At 67.8% G+C, this 18,296-nt stretch carries 16 protein-coding genes; 11 read left to right on the top strand and 5 right to left on the bottom strand.

All coding sequences use genetic code 11. The annotated features are described in order from the left end of the window. Nucleotides 1-52 precede the first annotated feature (52 nt). The 9 genes from ACOGI8_RS12450 (at nucleotide 53) to ACOGI8_RS12410 (ending at nucleotide 6,917) form a co-directional block, all read left to right on the top strand. A complete protein-coding gene (locus tag ACOGI8_RS12450; RefSeq protein ID WP_419854117.1) occupies nucleotides 53-1,204 on the top strand; it encodes a CaiB/BaiF CoA transferase family protein in 1,152 nt (383 codons plus the stop codon). Nucleotides 1,205-1,526: 322 nt separating this feature from the next. Then, nucleotides 1,527-1,718 carry a hypothetical protein gene (locus tag ACOGI8_RS12445; RefSeq protein WP_419854116.1) on the top strand — a complete coding sequence of 64 codons (192 nt, stop codon included), beginning with the start codon at nucleotides 1,527-1,529 and terminating at the stop codon, nucleotides 1,716-1,718. Continuing rightward, complete coding sequence (locus ACOGI8_RS12440; RefSeq protein ID WP_419854115.1) at nucleotides 1,715-2,020, top strand: hypothetical protein; 306 nt, start codon at nucleotides 1,715-1,717, stop codon at nucleotides 2,018-2,020. The genes ACOGI8_RS12445 and ACOGI8_RS12440 overlap by 4 nt, the downstream gene beginning before the upstream one ends. 525 nt (nucleotides 2,021-2,545) lie before the next feature. After that, nucleotides 2,546-3,943, top strand: a complete 1,398-nt coding sequence (locus ACOGI8_RS12435) for a hypothetical protein (RefSeq protein WP_419854114.1) — start codon at nucleotides 2,546-2,548, stop codon at nucleotides 3,941-3,943. A 41-nt stretch (nucleotides 3,944-3,984) separates the two neighbouring features. Continuing rightward, nucleotides 3,985-4,248 carry a hypothetical protein gene (locus tag ACOGI8_RS12430; RefSeq protein ID WP_419854113.1) on the top strand — a complete coding sequence of 88 codons (264 nt, stop codon included), beginning with the start codon at nucleotides 3,985-3,987 and terminating at the stop codon, nucleotides 4,246-4,248. Next, entirely contained in the window at nucleotides 4,218-4,451 is a 234-nt protein-coding gene (locus ACOGI8_RS12425) for a hypothetical protein (RefSeq protein WP_419854112.1), read from the top strand. The genes ACOGI8_RS12430 and ACOGI8_RS12425 overlap by 31 nt, the downstream gene beginning before the upstream one ends. A 158-nt stretch (nucleotides 4,452-4,609) precedes the next feature. Then, nucleotides 4,610-5,452, top strand: coding sequence for a hypothetical protein (locus ACOGI8_RS12420; RefSeq protein WP_419854111.1), 843 nt, complete (start codon nucleotides 4,610-4,612; stop codon nucleotides 5,450-5,452). A 647-nt stretch (nucleotides 5,453-6,099) separates the two neighbouring features. Further along, nucleotides 6,100-6,528: a hypothetical protein gene (locus ACOGI8_RS12415; protein ID WP_419854110.1), complete on the top strand. Its 429-nt coding sequence runs from the start codon at nucleotides 6,100-6,102 to the stop codon at nucleotides 6,526-6,528. 17 nt (nucleotides 6,529-6,545) lie between these two features. Further along, on the top strand, nucleotides 6,546-6,917 hold the full coding sequence (locus tag ACOGI8_RS12410) for a hypothetical protein (protein ID WP_419854109.1): 372 nt from the start codon (nucleotides 6,546-6,548) through the stop codon (nucleotides 6,915-6,917). A 45-nt stretch (nucleotides 6,918-6,962) separates the two neighbouring features. On the opposite strand, the gene ACOGI8_RS12405 is transcribed toward ACOGI8_RS12410, so the two are convergent. Further along, nucleotides 6,963-8,789 carry a phosphoenolpyruvate carboxykinase (GTP) gene (locus tag ACOGI8_RS12405; RefSeq protein ID WP_419856406.1) on the bottom strand — a complete coding sequence of 609 codons (1,827 nt, stop codon included), beginning with the start codon at nucleotides 8,787-8,789 and terminating at the stop codon, nucleotides 6,963-6,965. A 49-nt stretch (nucleotides 8,790-8,838) separates the two neighbouring features. Beyond that, nucleotides 8,839-9,036 carry a hypothetical protein gene (locus ACOGI8_RS12400; protein ID WP_323672712.1) on the bottom strand — a complete coding sequence of 66 codons (198 nt, stop codon included), beginning with the start codon at nucleotides 9,034-9,036 and terminating at the stop codon, nucleotides 8,839-8,841. Nucleotides 9,037-9,189: 153 nt separating this feature from the next. Between ACOGI8_RS12400 and ACOGI8_RS12395 the strand changes: the two genes are divergently transcribed. Then, nucleotides 9,190-11,031 carry a DAK2 domain-containing protein gene (locus ACOGI8_RS12395; RefSeq protein WP_419854108.1) on the top strand — a complete coding sequence of 614 codons (1,842 nt, stop codon included), beginning with the start codon at nucleotides 9,190-9,192 and terminating at the stop codon, nucleotides 11,029-11,031. Next, nucleotides 11,028-13,298 carry an ATP-dependent DNA helicase RecG gene (gene recG, locus ACOGI8_RS12390; protein WP_419854107.1) on the top strand — a complete coding sequence of 757 codons (2,271 nt, stop codon included), beginning with the start codon at nucleotides 11,028-11,030 and terminating at the stop codon, nucleotides 13,296-13,298. Before ACOGI8_RS12395 ends, recG begins: the two co-directional genes overlap by 4 nt. A gap of 4 nt (nucleotides 13,299-13,302) precedes the next feature. Here recG and ACOGI8_RS12385 read toward each other — a convergent pair whose 3' ends face one another. Genes ACOGI8_RS12385 through ACOGI8_RS12375 form a run of 3 tightly spaced genes read right to left on the bottom strand, consistent with a single transcriptional unit; the run spans nucleotide 13,303 to nucleotide 18,268 of the window. Then, nucleotides 13,303-16,743, bottom strand: coding sequence for a helicase-related protein (locus ACOGI8_RS12385; protein ID WP_419854106.1), 3,441 nt, complete (start codon nucleotides 16,741-16,743; stop codon nucleotides 13,303-13,305). Next, complete coding sequence (locus ACOGI8_RS12380; protein ID WP_419854105.1) at nucleotides 16,740-17,519, bottom strand: hypothetical protein; 780 nt, start codon at nucleotides 17,517-17,519, stop codon at nucleotides 16,740-16,742. The genes ACOGI8_RS12385 and ACOGI8_RS12380 overlap by 4 nt, the downstream gene beginning before the upstream one ends. Then, nucleotides 17,516-18,268 (bottom strand): hypothetical protein, encoded by a 753-nt coding sequence (locus ACOGI8_RS12375; RefSeq protein ID WP_419854104.1) that lies wholly within the window; start codon nucleotides 18,266-18,268, stop codon nucleotides 17,516-17,518. Before ACOGI8_RS12375 ends, ACOGI8_RS12380 begins: the two co-directional genes overlap by 4 nt. Nucleotides 18,269-18,296 lie beyond the last annotated feature (28 nt).

The raw sequence follows: 18,296 nt of genomic DNA, 5'->3' as shown, positions 1-18,296 counted from the left end.
TAGCGTGACCCGCAGGTCGACCGGCTACCGCTCGACAAGGACAGGAGTGACGATGGGCACAGGACCGCTGGCAGGCGTGCGAGTGATCGAGCTGCAGGGCATCGGCCCGGGGCCGTTCTGCGGGATGATGCTTTCCGACATGGGGGCGGAGGTCATCCGCGTCGACCGCTCGGCCAACGTGCGAGACCGTGACCCCGCGAGGCCGCCGATCGACGTGCTGGCCCGCGGACGTGCCTCCATCGGGCTTGATCTCAAGAACCCCGACGGCGTCGAGGCGCTGCTGCGCTTGGTGGAGCATTCCGACGCCCTCATCGAGGGATTCCGACCTGGCGTGATGGAGCGGCTCGGCATCGGACCCGACGAGTGCTTGGCGCGCAATCCGCGGTTGGTCTACGGCCGGATGACGGGCTGGGGTCAGGAGGGCCCGTACCACATGGGTGCCGGGCATGACATCAACTACATCGCACTGGCCGGTGCGCTCGATCCCATCGGCCGCAAGGGCGAGCCGCCGATCGCGCCGCTCAACCTCGTGGGCGATTTCGGCGGGGGAGGCATGCTGCTGGCGTTCGGCGTGGCATGCGCCCTGTTCGAGTCCCAGCGCTCCGGCCAAGGCCAAGTGGTGGACGCGGCCATGGTCGACGGCGCAGCAACGCTCATGGCCATGTTCCACTCGATGCGGGCACTCGGCGTGTGGAACGACGAGCGGGGCACCAACTTGCTCGATACCGGCAGCCACTTCTACGACGTGTACGAGTGCGCCGACGGCAACTACATCTCGGTCGGGTCGATCGAGCCGCAGTTCTACAGCGAGCTGCTGCGGCTCACTGGCCTCGATGACGATCCGGAGTTCGCCAAGCAGCACTCGCGCAGCCGGTGGCCCGAGCTCAAGGATCGGATTGCCGAGGTCTTCAAGTCGAAGACGCGCGATGAGTGGTGCGAGATCATGGATGCCACCGATGTTTGCTTCGCCCCGGTGCTGACGTTGGAGGAGGCCCCGCAGCATCCTCACAACGTCCATCGCGACGTGTTCTGCGAGGTGGCCGGCGTGATCCAGCCCAGCCCATCGCCTCGCTTCAGCCGTACGGTTCAGGCCGTTCAGGGACCGCCCGCGCACCCCGGTCAGCACACCGACGACGTGCTGGCCATTGCCGGTTACGACCCCGACGACATCGCAAAGCTGCGCGACACCGGTGCCGTCGCCTGACACAGAAGCAGACGCTGCGGGATCGGCCGACGCCGGCGAGCAGGAGAGCCGGGGGGAGTTGTGGCCGCTCCGACTCGCTACCGGTCGGAAGTAGAAGTGAGATAGCAGAGACGCCGGGCGACTCGCTCGCCGCGAACGGCGAGCCGCCCGACGAAGCGCCCGAGGGGGCAGCCGACGAAGCGCCCGACCTGCCCCCCGACGAAACCGCCCGGCTCATAGCCGGGGCACGTGCAGCGCTGAATCGGCCCCGACCCCTCGGTGCGCTGCGGCGCTGTGGTGGGCCGAATACCCTTGGGGCCATACCGGCGAAGGGGGCGGCCCGATGGTTCGCAAGCCAAGCGAAGCGCTGGAACGGAGCAGCGGCAGCGACACGGCCAGCGACGAAGCCCGAGCCTCGGCAGCCGCGGAGGATTACTTGCGGGCGTGCGCCGCTGTGGGGGTGACCCCCAACGGCGGGCCGCACAGCGCCGATGATCTCGCCCGCCGCATCGCGGAGCTTCGCGCCGAGGGGTGAACGGCCTCGCGTGGCGCTGGTTCGGGCTTGACCTGTTCGACGCGTGGGCCGAGGGCAAGCCCGCGGCGCTGCGCGCCGACGCGCTGGCGTTCCTCATGGCGCTGCTGGACACGCCGTTTCCCGACTACCCCGGCGGGGCAAACCCCGAGGGCCGCTCAGCCGCGCACCGGATAGCTGACGACGGCACGTTTCGGGCCGCGTTCGCGGCCGACCGGCGCAACGTGGTCGGGGCGCTGTATCTGGCGAGCTTCCGCGGCCCCGGCGACGACACGGCCCTCACACGCCCAGCCCAGCGCCCCTAGCGCCCCACGCCAGCATCGGGCGCGCTGCCGCGGTCCTGCGGGCTCATCGTCCGCAGCCTCTGTTCCTGAGACCGCCAACCCTGCCCGATGCTGCTTGAAAAAAACTCAGAATCTGTCGCGCGAAGTCAGATGCGACCCAGGCTCACAGCCGCTTTCGGGCCGATTCGCCGTTTCGGGCTGCCCGCCCACGCCCCCGCTGAGCGCGCGCGTGCTAGCCGGTGCCACAGCCTCCCAACGGCCCCGATGAGTGAACGGCGAGACCCACCCCTACGCCCCCACGCCCAGCGCTGACGAGCACGGCAGGGGTCCCCGGCGGGCGAAGCCGGCCACGCCCCCAACGCGGTGAACACACGCGCGATTGCACGCCCCGTCGAGTCGCGCGAAGATGCCGCCCGCTCAATCCATCGCGTGCCCTCTCCGGGCCGCCAGCCGGGCAGACCGGGTGCTGTGTTCATGGTTCCCTCCGCTCGGCTGGCGCGGTGGATTGAGCGATCAACCACGACTCCCGATCAGGAGGGAACCACCATGTCCAAACGTCTATGGGCCGCGCTGTGCGCGTTGCTCACGTTCGCGGCTGTGCTCGCGGTCGTGCCGCTCGTCAGCGCAGAACCCGCCGACGCGCACACCAAGACCGTGCGCCGCTGCATCGTCGACCCGCCGATCAATCACTGCACCAACGTGCCGGTACCCCACACGCACAAGGTGAAGCTGCCGCCCAAGGACTGCCTGCCCGACCAGCCGCTGCAAACAGCGCGGCCCGACAGGGTCGTGCGCAACCCCGACGCGGAAGGCCCCGAACCCCAAGCCGCCCAAGCACCCCAACAGGAACCGCAAGGCTCAGCATCCACGAACTGCGACGTGCGCGGCGTCATCGCCCAGCCCACCCCCCCCACCACCACCACAGCGCCGCCCAAGAAAGCCCCCGACCCCGACCCCGACCCCGACCCCGATCCGGACCCCGACCCCGATCCGGACCCCGACCCCGATCCGGACCCCGACCCCGATCCGGACCCCGACCCCCCCAACCAGCCCACACAGCAGCCGACACAGCAGCCCACCTACACCGTCAAGCCGTGCACCCCGTACCAAGCCCCCATGGAGGTCTGGCAGCGCCACAAGCACCCCCTCGGCAGCGGCACCACCGACAGCGACTGCCACCGGCACGACAACTCGCACTGCCCCGCCGGCCAGACCGAGCAAGGCCGCCACGGCTCGGAGGACTGCCGCAAGAACGACCCCGTCGACAGCATCTTCACGCGCATTGGGCACCTGGTCAAACAGGGCAGCAAAGCCGCCCTCAAAGCCGCTATCGAGGCGGTGAAGGACGAAGTCGAGGACCTGGACATCGACTGGGACGAATTCGGAACCGACCCCGTCGAGACGTCGAAACTGTTCGAACTGCTCAACCCAGTGCTCGAGCAGAGCAACCTCGACATCGAGGTCTACACACTCGACGACCTGCAGACCCTGTGGTCCGACATCGGCGAGGAAGGCCGGACCGCCGCCGCCGCCGGAGGCGGGGGTGTGGCGTGCTATATCGCAGTCGAGGCCATCCTCGTGAAGGCCACGAAGGGCAAGAGCCTCAAGAAGGGTAACCGCCACGCGGTAAGCGCCTTACTTTCCGGCGTGTGCGCCTATGGGGCAGAGAAGGCGCCGGTGCCAGATCCCGACGACGACAGCAGCGACGACGACGCCAGCGACGACGACAGCAGCGACGACGACGCCAGCGACGACGACAGCAGCGACGACGACAGCGACGACAGCGACGACAGCGGCGACGACGACAGCAACGCGAACAGCGAAACCAAGCCGCCGACCACGACACCACCGTTCAACCCTCATACGCAGTGTCACGCATGGCACCCAGCGTTGCGTATGTGCTTCAGGATCGTAAACGGCGTGCACCGCATCACCTATCACTGAGCCCGAGACGGCAGATGAGCGCAGCGAACTACACTGACACCATGAGCAGCCCCGAGGCGCCGGCGAGCCCCGCCCAACAGAGCCCGACCCGTTGGCGGCGATTTCGTTCGCAGCTTGGGCTGGGCATCGCCTGGCTCGTGCTGTTCGGGCTGGGCTTCGGCGGCGCTGCGCTGCTGCTCGGCATAGTCCTAGGACGTACGGACCTGATCGACGTCGTCACACGTGGGACGTACGCACTAACGGGGATACTCATTTTCATCGGGCTGAGAGCGCTGTGGCGGCGGGGCCGCGAGGCCGCCGGCTAGCGCTGCGGCTCGGGCTGGGCATCGCCTGGCTCGTGCTGTTCGGGCTGGGCATCGCCTTGCCGCTGTACGTGACCGTCGAGATAGTCCTAGGACGTAGGGACCTGATCGACACCGCCATACGTTGGACGTACGGAGTGACGGGGATACTCATTTTCGTCGGGCTGAGAGCGCTGTGGCGGCGGGGCCGCGAGGCCGCCGGCTAGCGCTGCGGCGCTTCATGTTCCCGGCCCGGAGCTAGGACCGCCGCCGCTGGGCGCCTGCCCCGCCGGTCTGCCTGCTGCCATGCTCGGGCCGCCGTGGGGCCGTGTCGGTGCCGGTTATGGCCCGTTGGCCGGCCGTCGGTCTCGTACTGTGGGTGGCCATGAGCGCCGCAGCCTCCCAGAATCCTGCCGAGGTGAAGCGCCGGGCGGCTGCGATGCTCGCCAACGGGGCGAGCGTGCGAGCGTTGGCGCGGGACCTGGGCATCGGCCGTGAGCGGGCGACGTCGCTGGCCAAGGAGATCGAGGTCGAGGCCGAGCACGCCCGCGCCGCCGGCCACGGCCGGGCGATGGACGCGCTGCGGGAGACCTTCGCTGAGGCCAACGACGCCGCGGACGAGCTGCAGGAGTTCGCCGCGGAGGCGACCGACCTGGGGACCCGTCTGGCCATCGCCCGGGAGCGGCGCCTGAGCCGCGCCCAGCGCAGCCAGGTCGCCGCACGGCTGGCGGCTGCGGAGCTCGCCGCCGAGCGAGCCGAGCGGGACACCAACGAGTACGCCCGACGCGACGCCGGACGCGACGCCGGACACGACGCCCGTGCAGCCGAAGCTGAACATTGGCGATGTTCTCCAAGCACAGCGGGACGTCCAATCGGGCCGCATCACTCGCGCCCAGTACCGCAACATTCAGCAGCGCTGGGACTGCCAACGGCTGCCCCATACCTGTTGAGAGATACGATGCAACCTGAGGGGAAACGTATGACTGAGAATCGCAAGCCGACGGCCTCGAAGCCATGGACATGGAACACGAGGCCCCGCGACGTTCGAGAGTTCTTGGCCTACGCTGCGATGTTGGTCGCCGTGCTCGCGTGGATGGTGTTGGCGGAGCCGTTGGGGAAATGGCAGGCGACGATTGGCATGGTGGTCACAGTCGCCGTGTGTATGCCGGTTTACGGCAGTTGGTGTCGTCGCCGTAGCCCCAGCGCCGCGCTCGGCAAGACTGACTAACGCCCGCGAGCGACCTTGCCACATTCGGCTAGGGCGCTCCCCTGTTGGTTGTGACGGTGCCTCCCGGTTGTGATTTCCGGGGGGCACCGTCGCGCTGCTGTTGTGTGTGGTGATGGCACCGGCGGGGCGGGAATGGCCCACGGGTACCGGCGGGGGGGGTCACCCCTCCTATCAATCCGGCCCCGCCAGCCCCCCGGCTGTGGTGATGGCACCGGCCAGCGGGCTGCCGCTGGGGGGAGTCGTGGGGGGGGGGGGGCCTTACATGCACACGTGCGGGGCTGCGGAGGCTGCGGGGCGCGTCTAGCTTCGGGGGCCATGACTGGGGCGGGCGTGTCGGGTGCTGCTGCGCTGCGGCTGTGGGGCCGCTGTGGTGCCCGTGGGGGGCTAGCAACGGCCCTTGTGGGTAGCGGTTGGGTAACTGCGGGGCAAATATCGCTGTGACCTGCGGCGATGTGTACCCCGACGACGTGCTGGCCATTGCCGGTTACGACCCCGACGACATCGCAAAGCTGCGCGACACCGGTGCCGTCGCCTGAGAGGCTGAGCCGAATGGCGAAGCCGTGGCCCGAGCGGCCCGTGAGCCCAATCGCATGAGGACTGGGAACAAGAGCGGGAAATAGCAGGTGACGCAACGAGAAGGCCCTGCCTTGAGCGCATTCTCAGATGAAGCCGACGCTGCGGGATCGGCCAGCGCCGGCGAGCAGGAGAGCCGAGAGCCGGGCGACGCACCGCCGGGGCTCGATCGCAAGCTCGTGCCGCTGTATGCCGAAGCTGTCGCCGTGGCCGACGTGTCTCCGGCGAGCGCGTGCGCGCTGGCCCGCCTGCTGCTGCGCAGCCTCATCCAGTCTCAGGGGCTTCGGGGCCGTCACATCGTGCGCGACATCGGCGAGCTGGTGTCGGCCGGGGCCCCGGTGGGGCTGCTGCGCGCGCTCGACGTCATGAAGCTCAGCGACACCGAGGCACGCCGTCCCGGCGAGCTGAACCTTGCCAATGGCCACGGAGACGCCCAGAACCTGCTGATGTTCATCCACCTGTTCACGCAGCACATCTCGTCGCCTCAGCGGCGAGATGACTAGACACAGTCGCTGCCTCAGTGAGCGCTGAGGTCTGGGCGACGGTCCACACTGCACTCGGCTGGGCGATGGTGTTGTCGAACGGCGCGGCCGGGCTGTGGGCGCTGGGGGCGAGGCGCTGGGAGACGCTGCGCCACCGCAGCCTGTGGTGGTTCTTGAGTGGCGCATGGGTGTTGGTGTTCGTGCAGCTCACTGCGGGCGTTGTCCTGATGCGGGCTGCCGCGGTCGATGCCCCGGCATTCCACGTCTTCTACGGGGTCTGCTGCGCGGTCGCGGTCCTCTTCGTCTATGCCTACCGCCAGCAGCTGGAACACCGCCGCTACGAGTTGTTCGGCCTCGGCGCGCTGTTCATCATGGGGCTCGCTATCCGAGCCATGTTCCTGGGCAGCTGACGATCCTTCTGCGCCCGCAGCGGGCGCGCCGTTCAGCGCAGCCGCTCAGAGCCCGAGTCGCTCTTCCAGCAGGTCGAGCTGGTGACGCATCTGCGGGGGCAAACGCTCGCCCAGGTTGCGGTAGTGCGCCTCGATCATGTCGATCTCAGCGCGCCAATCGTCTTCATCGACACCGAGCAGCGTTTCGATCTCTGCATCGGTCAGGTCGAGGCCACTGGTGTCGAGCGCCTCGGGCGGCGGCACCAGGCCGATCGCGGTCGGCACGGCCTCACCGTGGCCGGCAACGCGCTCCACCACCCACTTCAGCACCCGGGCGTTGTCGCCGAAACCCGGCCAGATGAAGTTGCCGTCGGCATCCTTGCGGAACCAGTTCACGTAGAACAGCTTCGGCAGCTGGGTGCCCGGCATGTCACCGATGTCGAGCCAGTGCTGGAAATAGTCGCCGAAGTTGTAGCCGCAGAAGGGCAGCATCGCGAACGGGTCTCGCCGCACTTCGCCGATCGCCCCTGCAGCGGCAGCAGTCTTCTCCGACGACATCTGCGAGCCCAGGAACACGCCGTGCTCCCAGTCGAACGCCTCCGCCACCAAGGGAACCGTGGTTGCTCGCCGGCCGCCGAACAGGATCGCCGAGATCGGCACGCCGGCGGGGTCCTCCCACTCGGGTGCAATCGAGGGGCATTGCTCGGCGGGAGCCGTGAAGCGGGCATTGGGGTGTGCAGCGGGCGTGCCGCCCGAGGCCGACCACTCGTTGCCGCGCCAGTCGATGATGCCCTCGGGAGGCTCCGGCGTGAGACCTTCCCACCAGACGTCGCCGTCGGGCGTCTGCGCCACGTTGGTGAACATGCAGTTGCCCCACATCGTGCCGAGCGCGTTCGGATTGGTGTCGTCGCCGGTGCCGGGTGCCACGCCGAAGATGCCGGCCTCGGGATTGATGGCGTGCAGGCGACCGTCGTCTCCGAACTTCATCCACGCGATGTCGTCGCCGATGGTGCGCACCTTCCAGCCGGGCAGCGTCGGGATCATCATCGCCATGTTCGTCTTGCCGCAGGCGGACGGGAACGCAGCCGCCACGTAGACCGTCTCGCCGTCGGGAGGCGTCACGCCCACGATCAGCATGTGCTCGGCCAGCCAGCCCTGGTCTCGGGCCATCGTCGACGCGATCCGCAGGGCGAAGCACTTCTTGCCCAGCAGCGCGTTGCCGCCGTAGCCGGATCCGTACGACCAGATCTCGCGTGTCTCGGGGAAGTGGACGATGTATTTGCGGTCGGCATCGCACGGCCACGGCACATCGGCTTGGCCCGCCTCCAGCGGCGCACCGAGCGAGTGAACGCACGGCACGAAGGGACCGTCGCCGAGCACCTCGAGCGCCGCCTGACCCATGCGGGTCATGATCCGCATGGAGGCCGCCACATAGGGCGAGTCGGTGAGCTGGACCCCGATGTGCGCAATGTGGCTGCCCAGCGGACCCATCGAGAACGGCACCACGTACATCGTCCGCCCGCGCATCGAGCCGTCGAACAGCTTCAGCAGTTCCTCGCGCATCTCTTCAGGTGCACGCCAGTTGTTGTTGGGGCCAGCGTCGAGCTCGCGCTCGGTGCAGATGAACGTGCGGTCTTCGACGCGGGCGACATCGCCCGGATCGGACCGGGCGAGGTAGCTGTTGGGGCGCGCGTCGGAATCAAGCGGGATGAGAGTCCCCGATTCCACCATCTGGCTGCAGAGCTGCTCGTATTCCGCTTGTGAGCCGTCGCACCAGTGGACCGCATCGGGTCGCAGCACGCCGGCCCAATGATCGACCCAATCGATCAGCTGGCGGTGAGTGGTCGCAGGCAAATTGTCCTCCGGGTCCGAGTCTCGCGCTCGCGCACGAATTGAGACTGGTATCTCGCTCTTCGGCCGGCGCGTCTGCCCCGGCCTCAGATCACGCTGTCTCCCCCCCGGCGGTGATCCATTCAGGTGTTCCCAGGTCCACTTCCGAGCCGAGACGCAGCCGTGTGGCGAGCCCCCGTTCGTCCAGGTCGTAGATCACTCGCTGGCCCTGCCGCACCATCCGGAAGATGGATCCCTCCAAGGCATTCGGGGCCAGTTCGTGCTCGGCGCGCGTGACGTCGTCAGTCACGATCCCGACTCGCGATGCCGGGTCGTACGACTTGATGACGCCTTGCACATGCGCCTCCAGTGGCTGGGATTCTGCAGGGCCGCCGTGGCGGCCCGCGCAGTCCCCGGAACGCTACCAACCGGTCGCCGCGGGCGCGTTGTAGCTTCGGCAGTCATGAGCGACCGCAACGCTCAGATTGACGTGGGGGTTCTGCCCTGCCTGGACAGCGAAGCACTGGCCGAGGTCATGCGGCGCTATCAGTCCGCGCTGAACCAGCATCGGGTCACGATCGACCGCCTCAACGTCTATCCCGTGCCCGATGGCGACACCGGCACCAACATGGCCTTGACGCTCGCGGCGGTCAGCGAGGAATTGCTCCAGTCCGGCGCCGGCAGGGGGGACATCTGCCGGGCGATCTCCCATGGCGCGCTCATGGGCGCACGCGGCAACAGCGGCGTCATCGTGAGTCAGCTCCTGCGGGGGCTGGCCTCGACGCTGGCCCCGAGTGACGATCATCCCGATGCGGAACCGCCCATCGACGCCGAGATGCTGGCCAGAGGCCTGGTGGCCGCAAGCACTGCGGCCGACAGCGCGGTCATGCGACCGGTGGAGGGGACGATCCTGAGCGTTGCGCGTGCTTCGGCGCAGGCTGCCGAGCGCGCACTGCACACGCTGGGGGCCGACGATGACAGGGCGCTGGCCATCGTGCTGGAGCGCGCCAAGCAGGCGGGGCAGGCGGCGTTGGAGGCAACCCCGCAGCAGCTGCCGGTGCTGGCCGACGCCGGAGTGGTCGATGCCGGCGCCGCGGGCTACCTGCTGCTGCTCGACGCCTTGCTGAGCGTCGTGGACGGGCGCCCGCTGCCCGACGCCGTGGACCTGCCGGCCGAGGTGGCCGAGGTGATCGCGCACGGGAACGCGGGTGCGAGTCTGCAGGGAGTCGCTGCGGATCCGGTCGCGGAGCAGCGTGCCGAGTTGCACAGCCACCTCGACGGTGACGAAGGCGGCGGCCATGACGTGCACGATCCGTCTGGCACTCGATACGAGGTGATGTTCCTGCTCGCGGCGCCCGACGAGAACATCGACAACTTCAAGATGGCCTGGGACTCGCTGGGCGACTCGATCGTGATGGTCGGCGGCGACGGGCTGTGGAACTGCCATATCCACACCGACGACATCGGCCCTGTCATCGAGGCAGGCATCGATGTGGGACGGCCGCATCGCATCCAGATCACCGATCTCCACGAGCAGGTCGCCGGCCTCGGAGGCCACGGTGCGCATGGTGCGCAGCACGCAGGCCAGCCCGATGCGCACCTAGGTGCGGCGGACGGGGCTTCGGACGAGCCTGCGCAGCGACCGCTCGTGGGATGTGCGGTGGTCGCGGTCTCGCCCGCGGCGGGCCTCGATGAGCTGTTCGCTGCGCTGGGCTGTCACGAGCTCGTCACCGGCGGCCAGACCATGAATCCCTCGACGGCTGAACTCCTTGCGGCCATCGAGTCCGCGCCTTCACAGCAGGTCGTGGTAATGCCCAACAACTCCAACATCGTTCCGGTGGCCCGGCAAGCGGGCGATCACGCCGACAAGACAGTGACGGTCGTCGCGACGACCTCGGTGCCCGCGGGCCTCGCAGCCCTCATCGGGTACGACCCCGACGCGAGCGCTGACGCCAACGCCGCCTCGATGGGCGACGCCGCGGATGCGGTGTCGGCAGGAGAAGTGACCCAGGCAGTGCGTGACACGACCGCACCGACAGGCGATGTCGCCGTCGGGCAGTGGATTGGCCTCGACGACGGGGGCATCTCCGCTGCCGGCGACACCGCGGCAGCGGCGGCTATCGGGCTGCTCGAGAACATGCTCACCCCAACCCACGAGATCCTCACGCTCATCGAAGGAGCCGGCGCCCAAGCCGCCGAGACCGCCGAAGTGACGGCGTGGCTCGCCGAGCACTGGCCCGACGTCGAGATCGAGCGGCACGTCGGCGGCCAGGACCACTACCCGTACATCTTCGGCATCGAATGAGCCCACCCCAACCCAGCCAGCCCGCCCAGGGCCGTCCCCCTGGCACCGCTGCATCGGAAACGCCTGGGGCGCAGGTCTCCGGTGCCACCGTCGGGTCTGATGCTTCGGGCTCGGCGACGAAGGGCCCGCTGACGCTGCGGGAGCTCGATGCGATCAGCGTCGATCGGCTCAACGGTGTCGGCCCGCATCGCCGCAAGTCATTGGCCGGTGTCGGCGTCGAGTCTGTGTTCGATCTGCTCACGTACTATCCCCGCCGCTACGTCGATCGCACGGCCCAGGCGCCGATCAGCGAGGCCGCTATCGGATCGGAGATCACCGTGGTGGCCGATGTGCATTCGGTGTCGAGCCGTCGCCTGCGCGGAGGCCGGCGATTGGTGAGCGTCGACGTGGCCGATGCCAGCGGCGTGCTGAGCGCGGTGTTCTTCAATCAGGCTTGGCGTGAGCGCCAGCTCACCGAGGGACGGACGGTGGCGCTGTTCGGCAAGGTGGAGAACTACCGGGGCCGCAAGCAGATGACCAATCCCGTGGTCGACGTGCTGGGTGACGGCTCGACAGCTGATCGCACCGGCAAGATCGTGGCGATCTACGCGCAGTCGGAGACCGCCGGCATCGTGACGTGGGATGTCGCGAACTGGGTTGCCGAAGCGCAACGGCGCTGTTCAGCCCGAGGCATCGCCGATCCGGTGCCGGACTGGCTGCTTGGCCAGCTGGAATTGGTCGGCCGCGCACAAGCGCTGGTCGACATCCACGAACCGCCGTCGATGGCCGACCGGTCGGCAGCCCGCGACCGGCTGGTGTTCGACGAGCTGCTGCGGGTGCAACTCGTGCTGAGAAATCAGCGCTTGGCGCGCGAAGCCCATGAACTCGGCATCGCGCACGAAGGGGTCGGCAACCTCGTCGAGGAACTCCATCGACGCCTTCCCTACACGCTGACTGGGGCACAGCAGCGTGTGACGGCCGACATCGACGCCGACGTGAGCACGCAACGACCGATGCATCGACTGCTGCAAGGCGATGTCGGCTCGGGCAAGACGCTGGTGGCGCTGCACGCGTTGCTGGTGGCTGTCCAGAACGGCCACCAAGGCGCGCTCATGGCGCCCACAGAGGTGCTGGCCGAACAGCACTACTTCGCGCTGCGCGACCTGCTCGCCGGACTGGATATACCCGACGAGGCGCGGCTCGGCGGCAAGCGGCCGCTGCGACTGTGCCTGCTCAGCGGGTCGAGCTCCGCCACGCAGCGCCGCGAAGCGCTCGTGCAGGTCGCAGCCGGCGCTGCGGACATCGTCGTGGGCACGCATGCCTTGCTCGAAGAGTCCGTGAGCTTCAAATCGCTCAGTGTCGTCGTAGTGGACGAGCAGCACCGCTTTGGCGTGTCACAGCGTGCGCGGCTGCGCGAGAGCGGGCGCGATGACCGTCGTATTCCCCATCTGCTGGTGATGACCGCGACACCCATACCTCGCACGGCGGCGATGACGGTGTACGGCGATCTCGATGTCTCGGTACTCGATGAGCTGCCGCCGGGCCGTACGCCTATCGAGACGCAGTGGGTGCGCGGTCCCTTGGAGACCGACGTGATGTGGTCCAGAGTGCGCGGCGAGATCGAGTCCGGTCGCCAGGCGTACGTGGTGTGCCCGCTGATCACCGAGAGCGAGAGCCTCGATGCACGCTCGGCCGAGCAGATGCACGGAGAACTGGAGGCCGGACCGCTGGCGGGCCTGCGGGTCGGGCTATTGCACGGGCGGCTGCCCTCGGTCGAAAAGGATTCCACGATGGGCCGGTTCCGGGACGGGAAGCTCGATGCACTGGTGGCGACCACCGTTATCGAGGTCGGCATCGACATTCCGAATGCCACGGTGATGGTCGTGCTGTCTGCTGACCGTTTCGGTATCGCGCAGTTGCACCAGCTACGGGGCCGGGTGGGTCGGGGCAGCCATGCATCGTCGTGTTATCTCGTCAGCGACGATGATCCGACTCCCACCGCTGTGCAGCGGCTGACAGCACTCTCGGAATCAAGCGACGGGTTCAAGCTGGCCGAAGTTGACCTTGAACTGCGCGGCGAGGGCACGCTGTTCGACGAGCGGCAATCCGGGCGAAGCGATCTGAAGCTGGCATCGCTCGCCCGAGACCTGAAGTGGGTTCAGGCGGCTCGCGACGCAGCCACCGAACTCATTGCGGCCGACGGCGATCTCGATGCGCACCCGGCGCTCGCAGATGAGATCGACTGGTTCGCCAGCCGTCGCGACCCCGACTACCTGCAGCGCAGCTAGCTGCTCACACGAGGCCCAGCCAGGTGACGCAGTAGACGTCGTCGGGGGTGATCTCGGGCAATGGCGCGGGCGGCTCGTAGGGCTGCAGACCGAGCGCGTCGATCACCCTGATGATCTCGACGGCCTGCTCGGCCGGGTTCGCCGAGCTCTTGAGTGCTGCGGCGAGCGTTCGGATGGTTCGCTCCGGGTAGGGAGCAGTGAGCGTGTCGACGGCGCGGTCGATGTCGTCTTGTGTCATCTCCGGTGGAGAGTGGTCACGCACCACCTGTGCGGCGCGAGCCAGCCGGGGCGAAATCCGTGGCTCGAGGTTCGCCTTGTCGGACATGACGTTCCACTTGGCGACAATGTCGTCCTGGGCGACCGTCCAAGCCTCGAATGCACCTTCGACGTCGGAGTCGTCCAACGTGCGCGGGGTCTCGAAGCCGTCCGGCGGGCGGGCGAGGTCGAGGCAGGCCAACGACTCGTCCACGACCTCACCCGGAGACGACCCATCTCGGCCGACGAATCGGAACAGGGGCGCCGGGTGATCGCCGACGCGGGCACAGAAGACGTAGCCGGCTCGCCCGTCTCTGGAGCGGGCTGCCATTCCCGATCCGGAGCCCCACGGCAGCGAGGCGATGCGTTCGGCGAGGTCCGCGTCCTCCATCGCCTGGCGCAACTCTTGGCGAAACTCCTCACCCGACAAGACGCCCTTCGCGGTTCCGCCCCGCTCGAACATGGTTGCGTCCTCGCGGCGGATGCGTTCTATCTCCTCCCGTGTCTCGGTGAAGTTGAGCTCGTGATGCTTGCCTTGATCGGGAAGTATCTCGCCGACTCCCACACTGGCCGCTGCCTGAGCGATCTTGCGGTGCAGACGTTCGGAGAGCCCGAGCAGGTCATCCAGCCGGCTGTCCGGAAAGACGCAGCGCAGAAACACCACGGCGTGGCGCGAGCCGATGCGGTCGATGCGCCCGTGACGCTGAACGAGGCGCATCGGATTCCATGGAAGGTCGTAGTTGACGATGTGGCACGCCTGCTGCAGGTTCACGCCTTCGGCCAGCACGTCGGTTGCCACCACGATGTCGTACAGGTCGTCGTCGTGGCCCTCGGGCGCATCGGTGGTGCGCGGGGCGAATCCCCACAGCACCGATTCCTTGTCGGCAGAGCCCGAGCTGCCTGCTACCGAAGCGATGCGCCCCCGGTAGGCAGCGAGCCGCGCGTCGGTGTGCGACACCGTTTCGAGGTGCTCGACGATCCAGTCGACGGTGTCGGCGTAGTAGCTGAAGATCAGCACCTTGTGCCGGTCGCGGGTGTCTTCGGCACCGATGCCATGGGCACGTGCATCAGCGGCGATAGCGGCAAGCTCGTCGGTGAGGGCAGCCAGGTTCGGGTCGAGCTCCTGTGTCACGGTGCGTGCCTCGGCCGCGAAGTCGCGCAGCAAGTCACGATCACGCTCGGTGTCTTGGCGCAGCCGCCCGATGTCGAATTCTGCGGCATCGTCGGTGACGTGGACCAGGTGGTCCAAGAAGGCGTCGAGCTGCTTGTCGTCGAGATCATCGGTGTCGGCGGCGATCCAGTCGGCCAGCACGTCCCCGGTGCCCACCCGGCCTCCCTCGAGCAGCGACAGGAACGCGTCGTGGCTGTTTGCCATGCGCTCGCACGTTTCTGCGAAGGCGTGGGGCGACGATTCGAAGCGCTTCAACAGGCCCGAGCGCAACAGCCCGGTGAGCTGCAACTCGTAGGTGTCGATCGCGTGGTCAAGCCGGTAGCGCGACGGCGCATAGCGCGCCAGTGTGAGGGCGCCTGTCTCGGCGGGTTCGTCAGCCGGCGTGCGCCCAGCGCTTGCCGGATCATCGGCCTCGGCAACGTCAGATTCCCCAGTGCTGACGACAGGGTCGGCATCGAGCGCTGCGGCGAACCGGTCGAAGAATCCGGGTAGAACCGCGTCGAGGTCGTAGCTCACCTTGCGGACCCGGGGGGTCGGAAAGACGATCGGCGTGTCGTGTCCGCCGATGCGCACGATGTCGTTGGGGTAGAAGCGCTTCACGAACGAACGGGTGCGGCGCACGGCTACGGCGTCGAGCACCTCGAAGAGATGCTCAGGGGTCAGGTCGTCGGGGTTGAGCGCAACGGCGTTGGCGAAGTGGTCACGCAGCGAGCCGATGCCGGCGTCAGCGAACTCCGCGTCGTTGCGCAGGAAGTAGCCCAGCAGGTTGTACAAGTCCCACAGGCTGTTGTTCACCGGCGTCGCGGTCAGCATGACCAGTTGTTTCGGCGGCGATCCGGCGAGCAGCCGTCGCAGCGCCTGTGCCCGCTGAGTGGACGGATTGCGCAGATTGTGCGCCTCGTCGATCACCACCATCGCGTAGTCGTTGACGTCGAGCTGGTCGAGCTTGATGCCGGTGGCGTGCTCGGGGTTGAGGCGCGAGTCACCCATCAACTCCTCGAACGACACCAGCTCCATCGGCAGGTTGTGTTCGGCTCGGAAGGCACGCCACGGGCCGTCCCGCAGCGTGGCGGGCGTGATCACCAGCACCTTCTGGCGCCGCTCCAGGGCGGCTTCGCGGATCAGCTCGCCGGCGAGGAACGTCTTGCCGAGACCAACCTCGTCGGCCACCAGCACGCCGTCCCGCTCATCGAGGATGCGGCGCGCCCGCCACAGCCCGTCTGCTTGGAATGAGGTGAGGTGGATCTGCGGGGCGCCCTCGGCATCGGCTTCGGCCTGCAGTTCGTCGCCGTAGCGCTCCCACAGCATCCGCAGGTACACGAGCTGCGGCGAGTGCGGCTCGAACCTGGCCTCGAACAGGCCGGCGAGATCGTACGGGGCCGCTTGATCCCACAGCTCGTCGAACCACTCCTGCACCTGTGTCACCACGTGCGGTGCGTAGTTGCCGAGGTTGAGCTCCAGATTGGATGCCAGCCCGGCGTAGGTGAAGTTGGACGACCCGGCCACGACGCCGTGCGATCGGTCGCCCACCACGAAGGCCTTGCCGTGCAGGAATCGGCCCTCCAGACGTCGCACCTCCACGCTCGGCGATGCCAGCCAATCGGTGAGGCGGCGTGCCGCTGCGTGGGACTGGCGGCTGAAGCCCAAGTGGTCGCGTTCGAACCGGAGGAGCTGTTCCTGTTCCGCCAGCGCGCCGTGCATCCGGGCGCGAGCCGCCCGTGCTGGGTGAGCCGGCTCGGAGTGCAGTGCTCGTCGGCGGTTCTCCGGCGGCTGCGGCTCGGCGCCCAGCAGCAGCCGGACGCCGGATGCATGGTCGAGTGCGTCAGCCAGTAGGGAGTACCCGCCGACATTGAAATAGGCGGTAGCAATGTCCACCGCGGCACCGCCCACGAAGCCGGTAGCGGCGTGAGTGATGAACCCGTTGAGCGCCTGGGCCACGGTCTGGCCGTCACGGTTGACCGCCAGCTCGGGCTTGCTCGGCATTGCAGCCGTTGCGGATTGACCCGAGGCGTCGCTCACAGCATCCCAGCGTGTGAGTCGTCGCCAGGCTCGCTGCCGTCGCTGGGGGCGGCATTCTTGCCGTAGAGCGCGAACCAGTTGCGGAGATGGCGTCGGTACGACTCCAAGGTGCTCTTGGCGTAGCCGTTGCCGTCCAGCAGCGCCGCGATCTCGACTTCGTCAGGAATGCCCGGGTCGAGTCCCTTCGACAGCGTGTGGTCGACCCACCACCGTGCGACCATCTGCATCTCTTTGGCGCTCGACTCGGCGTAGCGGTGGCCTTCTCCGGGAAAGTGGTCGGCCTGCAGCCACCATCGCAGGTGTCCGATCGGTCCTTCGTCGCCGGCGTGCCAGACAGCCCACCCATTCATGGCGATAGCGCCGGTCGCAGCCTTGGCGGCCGCGGAGAGGCTGCCGTAGAGCTCGCCGTTGTGCTCGATCTCGCCGGCTGCGGTCACCGTCGCGGTGAATTCGTGACCGCGGTAGGTCAACGTGAGCGTTGCGCCCTCGTCGAGATACCCCTCAGCGATGAGGTCGCCCACTGACGGATTGACGCCGGCGCCCATCAGGCGCGACGCGCCCGGAGGCGGCTGGTTTGGCGGTTTCGCAGGCGGCTGTGTCGGTGCCGGTGTCGGAGCTTCGGGGTCCAATGCGGCTGCGAGCAGCGCTGCACCCGAATACGACAGTCGGGAGATGCCGCCGTCGAAATGCAGGTGGACCTCATCGCCATCGGCGACGACGCGCACGAACGTGCCGTCGATGCAGCCGATGATCTCTTCGGCTTGGGGAGCCGTCATGCCAACCTCCTGAAGTGTTCGATGACCGCCGCGAGCCGGTCCAAGTAGCGGTCGGGCCGCTTCTCATCGAACGTGGTGTAGATGACCTCGAGATCGTCCTCATCGAGGCCGTACAGGTGGGCCACGCACGCGTCGAGTTCGTGGATCAGGTCCTGCTTGGTCGCCTCGTCGTTCGCTGAGCCGACGGGTACCCCGACCTCGGCGGCCCACTCCGCGAACCGGTCATCGACAGCAGCCAGCCGTCCCGCAATCTCCACCACCCGATCCCGCACCGGATGTCCCTCGCCCGGGTTCGGTACCGGAAAGTTGTTGAGGTGGCTCGCTGTCAGGTGTAACTCAACTACACGGCGCGCATACCAATCCAAGATCATGGACGAGAGAACACCCAGCAGCAGAGCCTCGTCCCGCGCCGTACCCAAGATCCGAAGCAGATACGGCGCCTGGTGAGTGATGACGACGTCCTGGGGTACGAGCGCGCAGATGATGGTTCGGGTGTTGGTGCTGTTTGTCGTGTCCCTGATGGCAATTCTTGGGGCGAGACATGGCAGCGTGGAGGGATCGGACACCCATTCGCTCGGCATTCTTGAGAACGCCGACTTGGAGTTGCGATGGCCATTCTCTCTCTTGCGTTGAAGCGCCTCGCATGCAACCGAAGGTTCGACTGATGCCGAGTACACCCCGGTATCGGCTTCCCAGAGGTTGAACGACTTCCCGGTGTAGACGGGCCAATACGTACCCACTTGGCTCACTGCACGCTCTCCGGCGTCGCGTGCGAAG

This window comes from Candidatus Poriferisodalis sp. (assembly GCF_965204195.1).
Taxonomy (GTDB): domain Bacteria; phylum Actinomycetota; class Acidimicrobiia; order Acidimicrobiales; family Poriferisodalaceae; genus Poriferisodalis.
The sequence above is the reverse complement of the archived record's forward strand: the minus strand, read 5'-3'. Positions and strand labels throughout refer to the sequence as shown.

Excerpts from the sequence above, each read along its gene's own strand:
- ACOGI8_RS12450 (WP_419854117.1), top strand. The coding sequence starts at position 53 with ATGGGCACAGGACCGCTGGCAGGCGTGCGAGTGATCGAGCTGCAGGGC.
- ACOGI8_RS12445 (WP_419854116.1), top strand. The coding sequence starts at position 1,527 with ATGGTTCGCAAGCCAAGCGAAGCGCTGGAACGGAGCAGCGGCAGCGAC.
- ACOGI8_RS12435 (WP_419854114.1), top strand. The coding sequence starts at position 2,546 with ATGTCCAAACGTCTATGGGCCGCGCTGTGCGCGTTGCTCACGTTCGCG.
- ACOGI8_RS12430 (WP_419854113.1), top strand. The coding sequence starts at position 3,985 with ATGAGCAGCCCCGAGGCGCCGGCGAGCCCCGCCCAACAGAGCCCGACC.
- ACOGI8_RS12420 (WP_419854111.1), top strand. The coding sequence starts at position 4,610 with ATGAGCGCCGCAGCCTCCCAGAATCCTGCCGAGGTGAAGCGCCGGGCG.
- ACOGI8_RS12395 (WP_419854108.1), top strand. The coding sequence starts at position 9,190 with ATGAGCGACCGCAACGCTCAGATTGACGTGGGGGTTCTGCCCTGCCTG.
- recG (WP_419854107.1), top strand. The coding sequence starts at position 11,028 with ATGAGCCCACCCCAACCCAGCCAGCCCGCCCAGGGCCGTCCCCCTGGC.
- ACOGI8_RS12380 (WP_419854105.1), bottom strand. The coding sequence starts at position 17,519 with ATGACGGCTCCCCAAGCCGAAGAGATCATCGGCTGCATCGACGGCACG.